At 59.7% G+C, this 12245-nt stretch carries 13 protein-coding genes; 1 reads left to right on the plus strand and 12 read right to left on the minus strand.

The window, feature by feature from the left end; genetic code table 11:
* Window positions 1–97: 97 nt before the first annotated feature.
* Genes IPF36_RS19885 through IPF36_RS19905 form a run of 5 tightly spaced genes read right to left on the minus strand, consistent with a single transcriptional unit; the run spans window position 98 to window position 3736 of the window.
* Window positions 98–829 (minus strand): amino acid ABC transporter ATP-binding protein, encoded by a 732-nt coding sequence (locus IPF36_RS19885; RefSeq protein WP_133092857.1) that lies wholly within the window; start codon window positions 827–829, stop codon window positions 98–100.
* Window positions 810–1466 carry an amino acid ABC transporter permease gene (locus IPF36_RS19890; RefSeq protein WP_133092856.1) on the minus strand — a complete coding sequence of 219 codons (657 nt, stop codon included), beginning with the start codon at window positions 1464–1466 and terminating at the stop codon, window positions 810–812. The genes IPF36_RS19885 and IPF36_RS19890 overlap by 20 nt, the downstream gene beginning before the upstream one ends.
* Window positions 1463–2131, minus strand: a complete 669-nt coding sequence (locus IPF36_RS19895; RefSeq protein WP_133092855.1) for an amino acid ABC transporter permease — start codon at window positions 2129–2131, stop codon at window positions 1463–1465. Before IPF36_RS19895 ends, IPF36_RS19890 begins: the two co-directional genes overlap by 4 nt.
* Before the next feature lie 22 nt (window positions 2132–2153).
* On the minus strand, window positions 2154–2960 hold the full coding sequence (locus tag IPF36_RS19900) for a transporter substrate-binding domain-containing protein (protein WP_133092854.1): 807 nt from the start codon (window positions 2958–2960) through the stop codon (window positions 2154–2156).
* Between the two features lie 11 nt (window positions 2961–2971).
* Window positions 2972–3736 carry a GntR family transcriptional regulator gene (locus tag IPF36_RS19905; RefSeq protein WP_133092853.1) on the minus strand — a complete coding sequence of 255 codons (765 nt, stop codon included), beginning with the start codon at window positions 3734–3736 and terminating at the stop codon, window positions 2972–2974.
* 850 nt (window positions 3737–4586) lie between these two features.
* Here IPF36_RS19905 and IPF36_RS19910 point away from each other — a divergent pair.
* Entirely contained in the window at window positions 4587–5129 is a 543-nt protein-coding gene (locus IPF36_RS19910) for a hypothetical protein (RefSeq protein ID WP_133092852.1), read from the plus strand.
* Between the two features lie 251 nt (window positions 5130–5380).
* On the opposite strand, the gene IPF36_RS34760 is transcribed toward IPF36_RS19910, so the two are convergent.
* The 7 genes from IPF36_RS34760 to IPF36_RS19945 all read right to left on the minus strand — a co-directional run bounded on the left by IPF36_RS34760 (window position 5381) and on the right by IPF36_RS19945 (window position 12117).
* Window positions 5381–5605, minus strand: coding sequence for a DUF3141 domain-containing protein (locus tag IPF36_RS34760; RefSeq protein WP_255519844.1), 225 nt, complete (start codon window positions 5603–5605; stop codon window positions 5381–5383).
* Window positions 5595–8006 (minus strand): cation-translocating P-type ATPase, encoded by a 2412-nt coding sequence (locus IPF36_RS19920; protein WP_195429740.1) that lies wholly within the window; start codon window positions 8004–8006, stop codon window positions 5595–5597. The genes IPF36_RS34760 and IPF36_RS19920 overlap by 11 nt, the downstream gene beginning before the upstream one ends.
* Before the next feature lie 41 nt (window positions 8007–8047).
* Window positions 8048–8845, minus strand: coding sequence for a polyphosphate kinase 2 (gene ppk2, locus IPF36_RS19925; protein ID WP_195429837.1), 798 nt, complete (start codon window positions 8843–8845; stop codon window positions 8048–8050).
* Entirely contained in the window at window positions 8832–10769 is a 1938-nt protein-coding gene (gene ftsH / locus IPF36_RS19930) for an ATP-dependent zinc metalloprotease FtsH (protein WP_133092850.1), read from the minus strand. Before ftsH ends, ppk2 begins: the two co-directional genes overlap by 14 nt.
* A 119-nt stretch (window positions 10770–10888) precedes the next feature.
* Window positions 10889–11155 carry a DUF5676 family membrane protein gene (locus IPF36_RS19935; RefSeq protein ID WP_195429742.1) on the minus strand — a complete coding sequence of 89 codons (267 nt, stop codon included), beginning with the start codon at window positions 11153–11155 and terminating at the stop codon, window positions 10889–10891.
* A 36-nt stretch (window positions 11156–11191) separates the two neighbouring features.
* Window positions 11192–11857: an isoprenylcysteine carboxylmethyltransferase family protein gene (locus IPF36_RS19940; protein ID WP_133092997.1), complete on the minus strand. Its 666-nt coding sequence runs from the start codon at window positions 11855–11857 to the stop codon at window positions 11192–11194.
* Window positions 11857–12117 carry a DUF2933 domain-containing protein gene (locus IPF36_RS19945; RefSeq protein WP_133092848.1) on the minus strand — a complete coding sequence of 87 codons (261 nt, stop codon included), beginning with the start codon at window positions 12115–12117 and terminating at the stop codon, window positions 11857–11859. The genes IPF36_RS19940 and IPF36_RS19945 overlap by 1 nt, the downstream gene beginning before the upstream one ends.
* Window positions 12118–12245 lie beyond the last annotated feature (128 nt).

Genomic DNA, 12245 nt, shown 5'->3' on the forward strand with positions numbered 1-12245 from the left:
CGCCCGTTCTCGAGGGGCTAGCTGGCTGCTGAAGTCGAGGGTCGCCCGCTCAGCAATCTCCACGATGCATGTTGCAGTTTGCGCGGCAGGTGGCAGGTCAAGCCTCAACCATTCCCAAGAACTGCTGCAGTTCGTGCGTCTGTGGCCGGCCGAACACTTCATTGGGCGCGCCGGTTTCGTGGACCTTGCCCTGATGCATGAAGACTACGCGGTCGCACACCTCGCGCGCGAAGCGCATTTCGTGCGTCACCATCAGCAGGGTCATGCCATCGGCCGCGAGACTGCGCACAACCTGCAGTACCTCGTTAACAAGCTCTGGATCCAGCGCGGAGGTGATTTCGTCGCATAGCAGCGCGGTTGGCTGCATGGCAAGCGCGCGAGCGATGGCGACACGTTGCTGCTGACCGCCAGACAGTTGGTCCGGATATGCATCGAACTTGGCAGAAAGCCCGACCCGTGCCAGGTTCAGTTCGGCCAGTTCACGGGCCTCAGCCTGCGACGCGCCCTTGACGATCATGGGCGACAGCATCACGTTGCGCCCGGCGCTGAGGTGCGGAAACAGATTGAACTGCTGGAAAATCATGCCTACCTTCAGCCGCAGCGCGCGTAATTGCAGTTCGCTGTCGGCCAGGTGAGCACCGGCCACCGTGATGGCGCCCGAATCGATGCTTTCCAACCCGTTGATGCAACGTAGCAGCGTGCTCTTGCCCGAGCCACTCTTGCCGATAATGGCGATGACTTCGCCAGGTTCGACGGAGAGCGAAACGCCCTTCAGCACCTCGTTGCTGCCAAACGACTTGCGAACCTGATCAATGGCGATAAGCGGCATGGAATTTCCTCTCCAGCATCTTGCTGTATTGCGAAAGCGGCCAGCACAGCGCGAAGTACATCAGCGCCACGGCGGCATATACGGTAAAGGGTTGGAATGTGGCGTTCACAATCATCGTGCCCGCCTTGGACAGCTCGGTGAAGCCGATGATCGACGCTAGCGCCGTGCCCTTGATGACCTGGACACCAAAGCCAACGGTCGGTGCCACGGCAATCCGCAAGGCCTGTGGCAGGATCACGTAACGCATCTGCTGCACGTAGTCCATGGCCAGGCTGCCTGAGGCTTCCCACTGGCCGCGCGGTATGGCTTCCACGCAGCCGCGCCAGATTTCGGCCAGGAAGGCCGACGTCCACAGCGTTAACGCAAGCCCGGCGGCCAGCCACGCTGGCACCTCGATGCCAAACAGTGCAAGTCCGAAGAAAGCGAGGAATAGCTGCATCAGGAGCGGGGTACCCTGGAAAAGCTCGATATACGCCTGCGCCAGGCGTCTTGCTACCGGGCGCTTGCCGGTACGCATCAACAGCACGAGCAGGCCAACGAGGCCACCGCCCACGAACGCAACCAATGACAGCAGCACCGTCCAGCGTGCTGCCAACATCAGGTTGCGGACGATATCCCACAACGTGAACTCGATCATCCCGCCCTCCGCGCAAAAAGCTGCCGGCCAACGCCGCGCAGCAATTGCCGCAGCACGAGGGCAAGAAGAAGATAGATCGCTGTGCTCACGAGATAGACCTCAAAAGCGCGGAAGTTTCGCCCTTGGATGAAGTTGGCCGCATACGTCAGGTCTTGCGCTGCGATCTGCGAACAGACAGCCGATCCGAGCATCACGATCACAATCTGGCTCGACAGCGCTGGCCAGATCTTCTGCAATGCCGGGCGCAGCACGACGTGCCGGAACACCTGGAATGGTGACATGGCCAGGCTCGCGCCGGCTTCGAACTGCCCGCGCGGGGTGGCAGCCAGGCCGGCGCGCACGATCTCGGTACCGTAGGCGCCCAAGTTGATAACCATGGCCAGCGATGCCGCCACCATTTCGGGCAGATGCACGCCAAGGCTGGGCAGCCCGAAGAAGATGAAGAACAGCTGGATCAGGAACGGCGTGTTCCGGATCAGCTCCACATAGGTGCTGACCACGGGGCGAAGCCAGGCGGGTCCCTGGGTCTTGGCCCAGGCACCCGCCAACGCCACGGCCACGCCAAGCACACCGCCCGTCAGCGTGAGCTGCGCCGTGACCGCGATGCCCTTGAGCAGCACGTCGGTGTAATCCAGCACCGACACGAAATCGAACGCGTAAGCCATGCTTCTACCTCGGCGGTGCGTATCAGAGCTGCGCCGGCAGCGGACGCAGCAGCCACTTGATCGACAGCGTGTTCAGTGAGCCGTCCTTCTTGGCTTCGGCCAGGATGGCGTTGACCTTGTCCTGCAGCCCCTTCTCACCCTTGTTCATTCCGATGAAGCACGGCGAATTCTTGATCAGGAACTTGGTTTCGGGCGCCTTGGGCGGATGCTTGGCGATCAACGTCGAGGCCACCACGTTGCCGGTGGCAATCAGTTGCACCTGCCCCGACAGAAAGGCCGAGATCGTGGCGTTGTTGTCTTCATAGCGCTTGATGTTCGCGCTGGCCGGAGCGATCTTGCTCAGTTCCAGGTCTTCCACGGCACCGCGCGTGACGCCAACAGTCTTGCCCGCCAGATCGGCCGCGCTTTTTACGGCAAGATCCGCCGGCCCGAACACGCCATTGAAGAACGGCGCATAGGCATCGGAGAAGTCGAGCACCTTTTCGCGCTCGGGATTCTTGCCCATGCTCGAGATCACCAGGTCTACCTTGCGCGTCTGCAGATACGGCACTCGGTTGGTGCTGGTCACTGGTACCAACTGCAGCTTTACACCCATCTTTTTGGCCATCAGCGCTGCCACGTCGATATCGAGGCCCTGAGGAGCCATATCTGCCCCTACCGAGCCAAACGGCGGGAAATCCTGTGGCACGGCCACGCGCAGTACGCCGGCCTTGGTGATATCGGCAAGTGTGTCGGCCTGCGCCGGCAGCACGGCCGCATATAAGCCGGCCAGCAGTGCACACATCAGGCCGCGGCGGGACAACTTGGATTTGGACAGGGCATGGAACATCGCGTGTTTCCTCAGGTTCGGGATGGGAATGGTTGATCCGCGGAAATCTCCGCGGCGGGTGATGCGGAATGCGGAACGCGTGCCGGACTTACCGGTGCCAGCGCCTGGCGAAGGTGTGAGAGCGGGTCGGCGGGGCCAACGGCATCAAGACTCGTATGCACCGCGCTAAGGTGTTCGGCCATCAGGCGCGCGGCTAAGACGCCATCGCCTTCCGCAAGCGCGTTGACGATACCTTCGTGCTGGCCGCACGAGCGACCAGCATCGGCTGCGGACTGATTTCGACTAGCGACCAGTGTCGTGCGCGCGGTCAGGTCGCGCAGCGTATCCACCAACAGGCCATACCCCAATGATGCGCACAGGCAAACGTGAAAATCGCCCAGCAGGAAACTGCGCATGCTGGCGTCGTCGCCTTGGAGCGCGGCCTTTTCGCGTGCGATATGAACTTTGAGCGAATGAATGGCCTGCGCATGCGCCGGCCGATCCGGGCTGACTTCACGTAGCAACCCGGTTTCGATAATGCGGCGGGCGTCGAACGCTGAGCGGATGTCGTCAGTGCCGGGTTCCACCAGAAACCAGCCGCGTCGCGCGCTGACGGTTACCATGCCCCGCGCCGCCAGCCGCGACAATGCTTCACGCACCAGCGTGCGGCTCACGCCGAACAATGTGGCAAGTTCCTGCTCGCCCAGGCGGGAGCCGGGGAGCAGCTTCTGGCCAAGCATTGCCTCGGTGATGCGATTGGCGATGTCAGCAGGGGAGTTTTCGGTCGTTGCGTTCACGGCAACCACATGAGCAAGTGGTATGCCATACTTGTATGCAAGATTTGTCGCCAAAAAGGGGCGGGAACGCTAGTCGACAGTGGCAACTGCGCTGAGCGACTCCCCGAAACGGGGCATGTCGCGCTGCGATGGTGCGCGATGCGGGGCTTAATGAGGCTGCTCGCGTCTTGATTGTTGAGGTACATGGTTCGTGCGAGCCATGCACAGCTGTGTAGACCGATCACATTGCCCAAAGGCTTTGATTTCTAAGCGAAATTCGTCCGCGAGTACGACTGTCGTGAAGTGTAGTAATCGCGCGCCCTCGCCGTAGAACGAAGCAATTCCGTCACTCCGGAATCTGCCTGGAACCCCCGCCGCATATAGAAGTGCCGGCGACATATGTTTGCCCTGCCGGGCCCCTGCCCTTGTGCAGATAGTTCTTCTGTTCGGCGAATAAGGTGGCTCGGGGCGGCCTTCGCACGCTTGCGCAGCGCTCCGTGACGCGAGACCTGGTGTTCGCGCGTTGAGTAAATACGTTCGACGATGACAAGACGCTGATGACAGCGATGCCCGACTGATTGCTGCATCATGCCCTCGCCGTGCAAATTTGCAGGCGAGAACTAGCAGCCGAACTGCTGTAGGCCGGGGGGCAATTTTACTTCGGCGATTCTTGGGAAAGTGGGTCGCTTTTAAGCCGGCGTTGGCCATTTGGATGACCCTTTATGACTCCCGGGCTCGCTGGTTACTGGAGAGAAAGCCCGCACCCGGAGGTCGAAATTCGGGAGTTCTGTTGATTCTTATCAACTTGGTGGCATACACGCGGCATATGGTCCATATTAGATTGTCTTCCTTAGATATGAGGAGCCTTCCCATGGTCCACCTTCGCCACGTTCCCATACTCTTGGCAGCCGCCACCCTCGTGTGGGCGCCTGTCGCCTTCTCGGCTTCACCGTCGACGGAGGCTCAGCATGAGCAGCACCACCCTGCGGACCCGCCTAAGAAAGCGGCACCAGCAGTTGCACCGCCTGTAGCGCCCCAAGCCAAGGGAAATACTGACCTCGACGCTCAGATTGCACATTTGCGCGCAATCCGTGAGCGGCTGTCGCGGGCCAAATCACCAGAAGAGGTCCAGGCACTGATGGCCGAACGCAACAAGGTTATGCAAGACGCCGCGGCCATTATGCACAAGGACATGATGGGAATGGGAATGGGAATGGGAATGGCCGGCGCAGGCGGGATGCCTGCGCCCAAGGGTAAGGGCAGCGCAGCGCCTGCCCAAATGCAGATGTGTCAGGACATGATGGGCCAGCACATGGCCTTCATGCAGGAAATGATGCAGATGATGATGGACAACAAAGGCATGATGGGCGGCGGCATGGGGTCTGGGATGGGCCCTGGCATGATGAGCAAGTAACTTGCTGCCACTCCACCGCCTTGCCAATCAACTTTCAGTGGGCCTCATGCTCCACCCGAAGCTGCGCGCGACATTCGGTGTACATTCCCCTCCGATGGCTGGCGCCAGTAGCTCGCTGAAGCTCGTTGAGATGCGCGGATTGGCTTGCTTTGTAGCCGCCATGGCGATGCTTACGGCCTGTTCGAAAGAACGCCACATGTTGTCTGCTGTGCCTTCTTCCCGAGCGGTCCTGACGTCGTTGGCAATGCCTGCTACGAGTGATAGCCATGGCTGGAGTCGCTCGGACCAGGCGTAAACATCGCAATGCCTCTATCGCCTCTAGGCTTTGCAAGATGGCACGATGTTCGTGGCGCGCCACGCTCGCGGATACAGAGCGCCATGCCGACTTCGGAATCACGCTTGAAGCCTCCGATGCCAGGTCCGTGATCAGCTCGCGGGTCAATGACAATAACCCATGGCAGAAAGTCAGCCGGCAATGGGCGCGGCCACGCTGTCCGATACGGGCGGCGATGGGGCGCGTATGCCGGGTAGCTTCGTGCGCTTGAGTAACAGAGCGTTAATTGCCACCAAGGCGGAGCTACCCGACATGGATAGCGCTGCAATCTCAGGACTTAAGGTGAAGGGGTAGAGCAGACCGGCTGCCAAGGGGAACGCCACCAGGTTGTAGGCTACCGCCCACCAGAGATTCTGGTGCATCTTTCGCAGGGTGGCACGCGACAACTCAATTGCCCCCACCACGTCAAACGGGTCACTCTTCATCAGCACAATGTCAGCGCTTTCCATCGCCACATCCGTGCCGGCGCCAATGGCAAAGCCTACGTCCGCCTGCGTCAGCGCAGGCGCGTCGTTGATGCCGTCGCCTACCATGCCAACCTTCTTGCCTTGTGCCTGCAGTTCTTTGACCTTTTCGGCTTTTTGCCCAGGCAACACGTCTGCGAGGACCAGCTCGATTCCCAGGCCTACAGCGATACGTTCCGCCGTGGCCTTGTTGTCCCCGGTCAGCATCGCCACCTGCACGCCTCGCTCTCGCAGCTTCTTGACTGCTGCTGCCGAAGTCGGTCGGGGGGCGTCGGCGATGGCAATCAGGCCAATCAGTTTGCCACCGTGTGCAACATGAATGACCGTTCGCCCCGCGCCTTGCATCATGTCGGCCTTCTCCGTCAGGCCGGTCATATCCACGCGTTGTGATGCCATCAGCTTGCGATTACCAAGCAGCGCCGGCCTCCCGTCGACATCCGCTTGGGCTCCCATACCGTCGATATTTGTAAAGCCGGTGGCGCTTGGCCTCGTCAATGCCCCAGCGCGTTTGAGGATGGCTTGGGCCAGTGGGTGTTCTGAAGCCTGCTCGACGGCGGCGGCAAGACCAAGCATCGCGTCTTCGTCCACGCCCTGCGGAGCGAAAATTTCCACGACCTCAGGTTCCCCCATGGTCAGGGTGCCCGTCTTGTCGAACACGACGACATTCAACTTGGTGGCTTCCTCCAAAGCCGAAGCGTTCTTGAACAAAATCCCGTTCATCGCGCCGAGGCCTGTACCAACCATCACCGCCATCGGAGTCGCGAGTCCAAGCGCATCGGGACAGGCAATCACGAAGACGGTAATGGTGAGCGTCAAGGCGAACAGCAGGGACTGGCCCAACCACCAATACCAAATGACGAATGTGAGGATGCCAATCCCCACGGCGGCAAGCACCAACCACTGGGATGCGCGGTCCGCCAGCAATTGCGCTGGCGCTTTCGAGTTCTGAGCCTCTTGCACCAGCTTGACGATTTGCGCCAGGGCGGTGTCACTGCCGACCCGGGTTGCTCGATAATGGAAGCTCCCGCTCTTGTTAATTGTTGCGCCGATGACGCTGTCGCCCGGTCCCTTCCTCACGGGTAGCGACTCGCCAGTCAGCATCGATTCGTCCACTTGAGAGCTTCCGTCGATGACCTCACCGTCAGCGGGAATCTTGTTGCCGGGACGGATGATGACGATGTCACCCAGCTTGACGTCGGCAGTTGGTATTTCCACCTCGCGGCCATCACGCAGTACCATCGCCTTGGGCGGAGCCAGGTTCATCAGCGAGCGAATCGCGTCTGACGCGCCAGCGCGAGCGCGCATCTCCAGCCAGTGTCCCAGCAGGATGAATACCAGCAACACGGCCGACGCCTCGTAAAACTGCTCTCCAGGAAAGAAGAAGGTTGCTCCGACGCTGAACAGATAGCCCGTACCGACAGAGAGGACAACCAGCGTGGCCATGTTGAGCGTGCCGTCCTGGAGGGCGCGCCACGCGGATACGAAGAAGGGCCAACTGGGATATAGGATGGCCGCGCTCGCTAACAAGAACAGCCACTGGTTCATGCCCAGACCGAACGGCGGAGCCGGCATGGGAATTTGCATTCCCATCGGCGCGTAGAGAAAGATGGGAATCGTGAACACCAGGCAAATCCAGAAGCGGTTTCGCATGTCGCGAACCATCGCCGCCATGTCCATGCCGGCGCCGTGTCCCATGTCATGGGCCATCTGGCCATGTGTCGCGTGGGCCTGCGCTTTCGCTGCGTGGGAATGGTCCTCGTGTCTGCCGAGCGCTGCCAGCCGGGCTGCTGTACTCGCTTGCCCGCTATCAACTCCGGTCGAAGCTGCTGCTGGTGGGTCTTCCGGGATGCAAATGTGCCGTGGCACCAGTTCGCCATGGCAATGATGGCCGCACTCATCCAGCCTTGCCTTGATTTCACTCAGGCTAGTTACAGCGTCGTCGTACTCGACAGTCGTGCTGCCCGAGACACAGTTGACCTCTGCCTTGACGACACCGGGCAATCTGGTGAGGCGCTTCTCCACCCCGTGAGCGCTAAGAACGGAAAGCAGGCCTCCAACTTCAATGATGCTGGTCTTCATCTCACCCATCCTCGCAGTTCGCAGGTCTTGCCGAGCTACCTTTACTTCGCAATCGCCCCGCTCAGCAGATGTTCCTCAGCATAAGGAAACACAACTTCCGGATTAGGGCGAATCAGCTCATCGTCCTTGTCCGCATAGTGCAGGCGCGTCAGCAAATCCTTGATGACGCTGAGGCGCGCGACCCGCTTGTCGTCGGCGCGTACCACATTCCATGGCGCGATGTCGCTGGTCCGAGCAAACATCTCGTTGCGAGCCTTGCTGTACTTCTTCCAAAGTGACACCGCCTGCTCGTCAATGGGGCTGACTTTCCACTGCTTTAGCGGGTCTCGGCGGCGCTCGTCGATGCGCTTTCTCTGTTCGCCCTTGCTGATGTCCAGGTAGTACTTGATAAGACGAATCCCTGAGCGCACAAGCATCCCTTCGAACTCTGGGACGCTTGCCATGAACTCCTCAACCTCGGCGTCGGTGCAGAAGCCCATCACGCGTTCCACGCCCGCTCGGTTGTACCAACTCCGATTGAAAAGCGTGAACTCGCCGGCGGCCGGGAGTTCGGCCGTATAGCGCCGGAAGTACCATGAGCCTCGGTCACGGTCAGAAGGCTTTCCAAGCGCGACGACGCGGGTTTCACGCGGGCTGAGATGTTCGACAATGCGCTTGATGGTGCCGTCCTTCCCAGCGGCGTCCCTGCCTTCAAATATCACCAGAATCCGGTCGCTGCAGGAAATGAAGTGCTTCTGTAGCTTGACCAGTTCGATTTGAAGCAGGTGGAGATTCTCCTCATAGTCCTCATGGGAGATGGCGCTTACCTCGGACGTAACGCTCCTCCTACTTGCCTTCATTTTCATGGTTCACCTTCCGCGAATCGTGCCCATCGGGCTTGGCTGGGTGGGGCTTCCCAGGCGTGAGCGGGGTAACTTTCTCGGAGAGGAGCAGTTCCAGGGCAGGTCGGTCGACAACCTCCTGTTCGAGCAGCAGCTTTGCCAGCGCGTCCAGCTTGTGCCGGTGTGCCAGCAGTGTCTGCTTCACCCGCTGGCTTGCGTCACCCAGAATCTTCCGGACTTCCGCGTCAATGATTTGCGCGGTATTCTCGCTGTATTCCTTGCGTTCCCGAGGCATCAGTCCTGCCCCATTAAGGAGTGGGTTCGGCAAGTCCTCGTACGTGGCAAGACCGAGCTGCTCGCTCATGCCGAACTGCGTAATCATCCGGCGAGCCATGTCTGTTGCGCGTTGCAGGTCATTCTGTGCGCCTGTCGAAACGTCGCCGAAGACAAGTTGCTCGGCCATGCGCCCGCCGAGCAGCACATCGAGCCGGTCAAGCAGTTCACTCTGCTTTAGCAGATAGCGGTCCTCTGTGGGTGTCTGCTGGGTATAGCCGAGCGCGGCCACGCCACGTGGAATGATGGAAACCTTCGATACCCGGTCGGCACGGGGCCGCAACTCCGCCACGATGGCGTGACCTGCCTCGTGGTAGGCGATGGTTTCCTTTTCCTGCGCATTCATCACGCGATTCTTTTTTTCCAGGCCGCCAATGATGCGGTCTAACGCCTCGTCGAAGTCGGCCATGTCGACCGCGTCCTTGCCCTTGCGTGCCGCCAGCAGGGCGGCCTCATTGACTAGATTGGCAAGGTCAGCTCCCGCGAATCCCGGGGTTCTGGCAGCTAGCTTGGTCAGCTCCACCCCCGGTGCCAGTGTGACATTTTTGCTATGCACCTTCAGGATTTGCTCCCGGCCCTTCAGGTCCGGGCGGTCCAGAGCGATGTGACGGTCAAATCGGCCCGGGCGAAGTAGCGCAGGGTCGAGAATCTCCGGGCGGTTGGTCGCGGCCATGATGATGACGCCTTTGTTGGTATCAAAGCCGTCCATCTGGACCAGCAACTGATTCAGTGTCTGTTCGCGTTCGTCGTTTCCGGACATCGCGTTGAGCGCACGGGTCTTGCCGAGCGCATCGAGTTCGTCAATAAAGATGATGCAAGGCGCCTTAGTCTCGGCCTGGTTGAAGAGGTCGCGAACGCGCGCAGCCCCAACACCTACAAACATCTCAACGAACTCCGAGCCACTCATGCTGAAGAATGGAACGCCAGCCTCGCCAGCGACAGCCTTCGCCAGCAGCGTCTTGCCAGTTCCCGGCGCACCGAGAAGCAACACGCCTTTGGGAATCTTGCCGCCCAGGCGCCGGTAGCGCTGCGGGTCCTTCAGGAAGTTGACGATTTCGGCGAGTTCTTCCTTAGCCTCGTCGATGCCGGCGACGTCAGCAAACGTCACGCCGGTTTCTTTTTGCATGTAGACCTTGGCCTTGCTCTTGCCAATCTCCATCATGCCGCTGGCGGCTCCGCCTACCCGCTTGATGAGGAAGCTCCAGACGGCAAAGAAGAGCAATGCAGGGACCACCCAGGACAGCAGCATCCCAATCCATTTGTTATCGGCCTGCCCGACAAAGCGAACTTTTGCAGTTTCGAGCTCTTGCACCAGAATGGGGTCGTTGACGCGGACTGTCGAGAAGGCGTGGTCTCCTTTCCCCTGCTGCAGCATCTCGTCGACCTGTTGCTTGGGAAGCAGACTCTCAACGCCATCGGTGTTAAGCGTTCCCGTGATGATGCCTTCCCCGAGGGTGACGTTCTTGAGCTTGCCGGCCTTCAATAGGACCTTGAAGTCGCTGTACGGCAGCGTTTGGACGTGAGAAGGAGTGAAGAAGCTCTGAAGGACGAGTATCGCCGTGACCGCCGCGAGTATGTACCAAAGGGAAAATTGTTGACGCGGTTCCATGAGGGCCTTTCAACATGTCGGGTAAGAGCAAGAAGAATCGGCGGTCGCTGCTGTTTGCAGTCGGCCGCCGGTTGGGACGTGGTGCTAGACCTTGCAGTCATACAGCCCGCGTCCCAGGGTCATTTCTCTCCGCGTAGGCTGTTGTGCAACCATGCAAAGAATGCACCGGCAGCAAAGAACCACACTGCAAACACAAAGGCCGGGTAGATGACGGACCACCAGGACAACTGTTCGCGGGTCTGCAGGCGTCGGAAGTCGAGTCCGTGAAAGAGCACGTTCATGAAGTTCATGAAAGACTCAGGGAGTGCCAGCCAGACCAACGTGCATAAGGCATAGAACAGCACGACTGTCGCAGATAGCGTCACACCAGTTTTGAAGGGTTTCATGGCAGCCTCCACGTGTGGGGAAGAAAACGACTGCATTCAACGAGGGCGAGTCCGGGGGGCATCGCCTCCCGGGATATGCGGGATGAACGCTGGCGTCTTTCGGCGGTAATCCTCATATTCCTGCCCGAATTCCGCCAGTGCGTCCTGCTCCTCTGCCTTAGCAAGGCGAACGTACATCCAGGCCAGGATGGGGAACATCACCAACGTGAGTATCGTCGGCCATTGCAGCAGGAATCCCAACATAATCACGATGAACGCTACATACTGCGGATGCCGCATACGTGCGTAGAGCCCAGTGGTGGCCAGGGTGTGTTCTTGCTGAGCCTTGTACAAGACTCGCCACGCCGCTGACAGCATGAGGAATCCGCCGAAAATCAGAATGTCGCTGGCGATGTGGAAGGGGCCCAGGTGGGGATTGCCCCGCCAGCCGTAAATCATCTCAGGAAGATGACCGGCGTCATGGGACAGGAAGTCGATACCGGGAAACTTTGTCGACAGCCATGGCAACAGGAGATAGATGGTCAGGGGAATCCCATACATCTCGGTGAAGAGCGCCACAATGAACGCCGAGAAGGCTCCAAAGGAGCGCCAGTCCCGAGGGGTCTTCGGCTTGGTAAAGCTGAAGGCAAAGATGAGGAAGACCGCCGAGTTAATAATCACCAGCGACCAAAGGCCGTAGCCGCTTTGCGCGTTGTGCTCCATCATCTCTCTCCCTTTTTGCCTGTGTCGCTGGAGTCATCGCGCCCTCCGTGACCGTTGCCATGGCCGTGATGCATGAAGAGATGCATCAACGGACATGCCGCCAGGAGCAGGAACGGCAGGAACTGAATGACGTGCGCCCTGTGTTCTGTCCAGAGGAAGTAGCCAATTACCAATAGAAAGCCAATCGTGACAAGCTTGGAGCGGGAAATCTTTCGCTCTGTATCCTCCGGGTGCTCGTGACTGCTGTGGTCGTGATTCATACCTTCCTCCAACGAAGAAAAGCCCCGGGTTGTCTCTTAGCAGTAGCCGTGGTGATGCCGAGGCATGTATCGTGCGGGGTCTCGCCGAAACGCGGCTCGCGGTGCCTCGGATTCAAAGTACAACGTCT

The organism is Cupriavidus sp. IK-TO18, from assembly GCF_015549295.1.
Taxonomy (GTDB): domain Bacteria; phylum Pseudomonadota; class Gammaproteobacteria; order Burkholderiales; family Burkholderiaceae; genus Cupriavidus; species Cupriavidus oxalaticus_A.

Excerpts from the sequence above, each read along its gene's own strand:
- ftsH (WP_133092850.1), bottom strand. The coding sequence starts at position 10,769 with ATGGAACCGCGTCAACAATTTTCCCTTTGGTACATACTCGCGGCGGTC.
- IPF36_RS19940 (WP_133092997.1), bottom strand. The coding sequence starts at position 11,857 with ATGGAGCACAACGCGCAAAGCGGCTACGGCCTTTGGTCGCTGGTGATT.
- ppk2 (WP_195429837.1), bottom strand. The coding sequence starts at position 8,845 with ATGAAGGCAAGTAGGAGGAGCGTTACGTCCGAGGTAAGCGCCATCTCC.
- IPF36_RS19920 (WP_195429740.1), bottom strand. The coding sequence starts at position 8,006 with ATGAAGACCAGCATCATTGAAGTTGGAGGCCTGCTTTCCGTTCTTAGC.
- IPF36_RS19910 (WP_133092852.1), top strand. The coding sequence starts at position 4,587 with ATGGTCCACCTTCGCCACGTTCCCATACTCTTGGCAGCCGCCACCCTC.
- IPF36_RS19885 (WP_133092857.1), bottom strand. The coding sequence starts at position 829 with ATGCCGCTTATCGCCATTGATCAGGTTCGCAAGTCGTTTGGCAGCAAC.
- IPF36_RS19890 (WP_133092856.1), bottom strand. The coding sequence starts at position 1,466 with ATGATCGAGTTCACGTTGTGGGATATCGTCCGCAACCTGATGTTGGCA.
- IPF36_RS19945 (WP_133092848.1), bottom strand. The coding sequence starts at position 12,117 with ATGAATCACGACCACAGCAGTCACGAGCACCCGGAGGATACAGAGCGA.
- IPF36_RS19900 (WP_133092854.1), bottom strand. The coding sequence starts at position 2,960 with ATGTTCCATGCCCTGTCCAAATCCAAGTTGTCCCGCCGCGGCCTGATG.
- IPF36_RS19935 (WP_195429742.1), bottom strand. The coding sequence starts at position 11,155 with ATGAAACCCTTCAAAACTGGTGTGACGCTATCTGCGACAGTCGTGCTG.
- IPF36_RS19895 (WP_133092855.1), bottom strand. The coding sequence starts at position 2,131 with ATGGCTTACGCGTTCGATTTCGTGTCGGTGCTGGATTACACCGACGTG.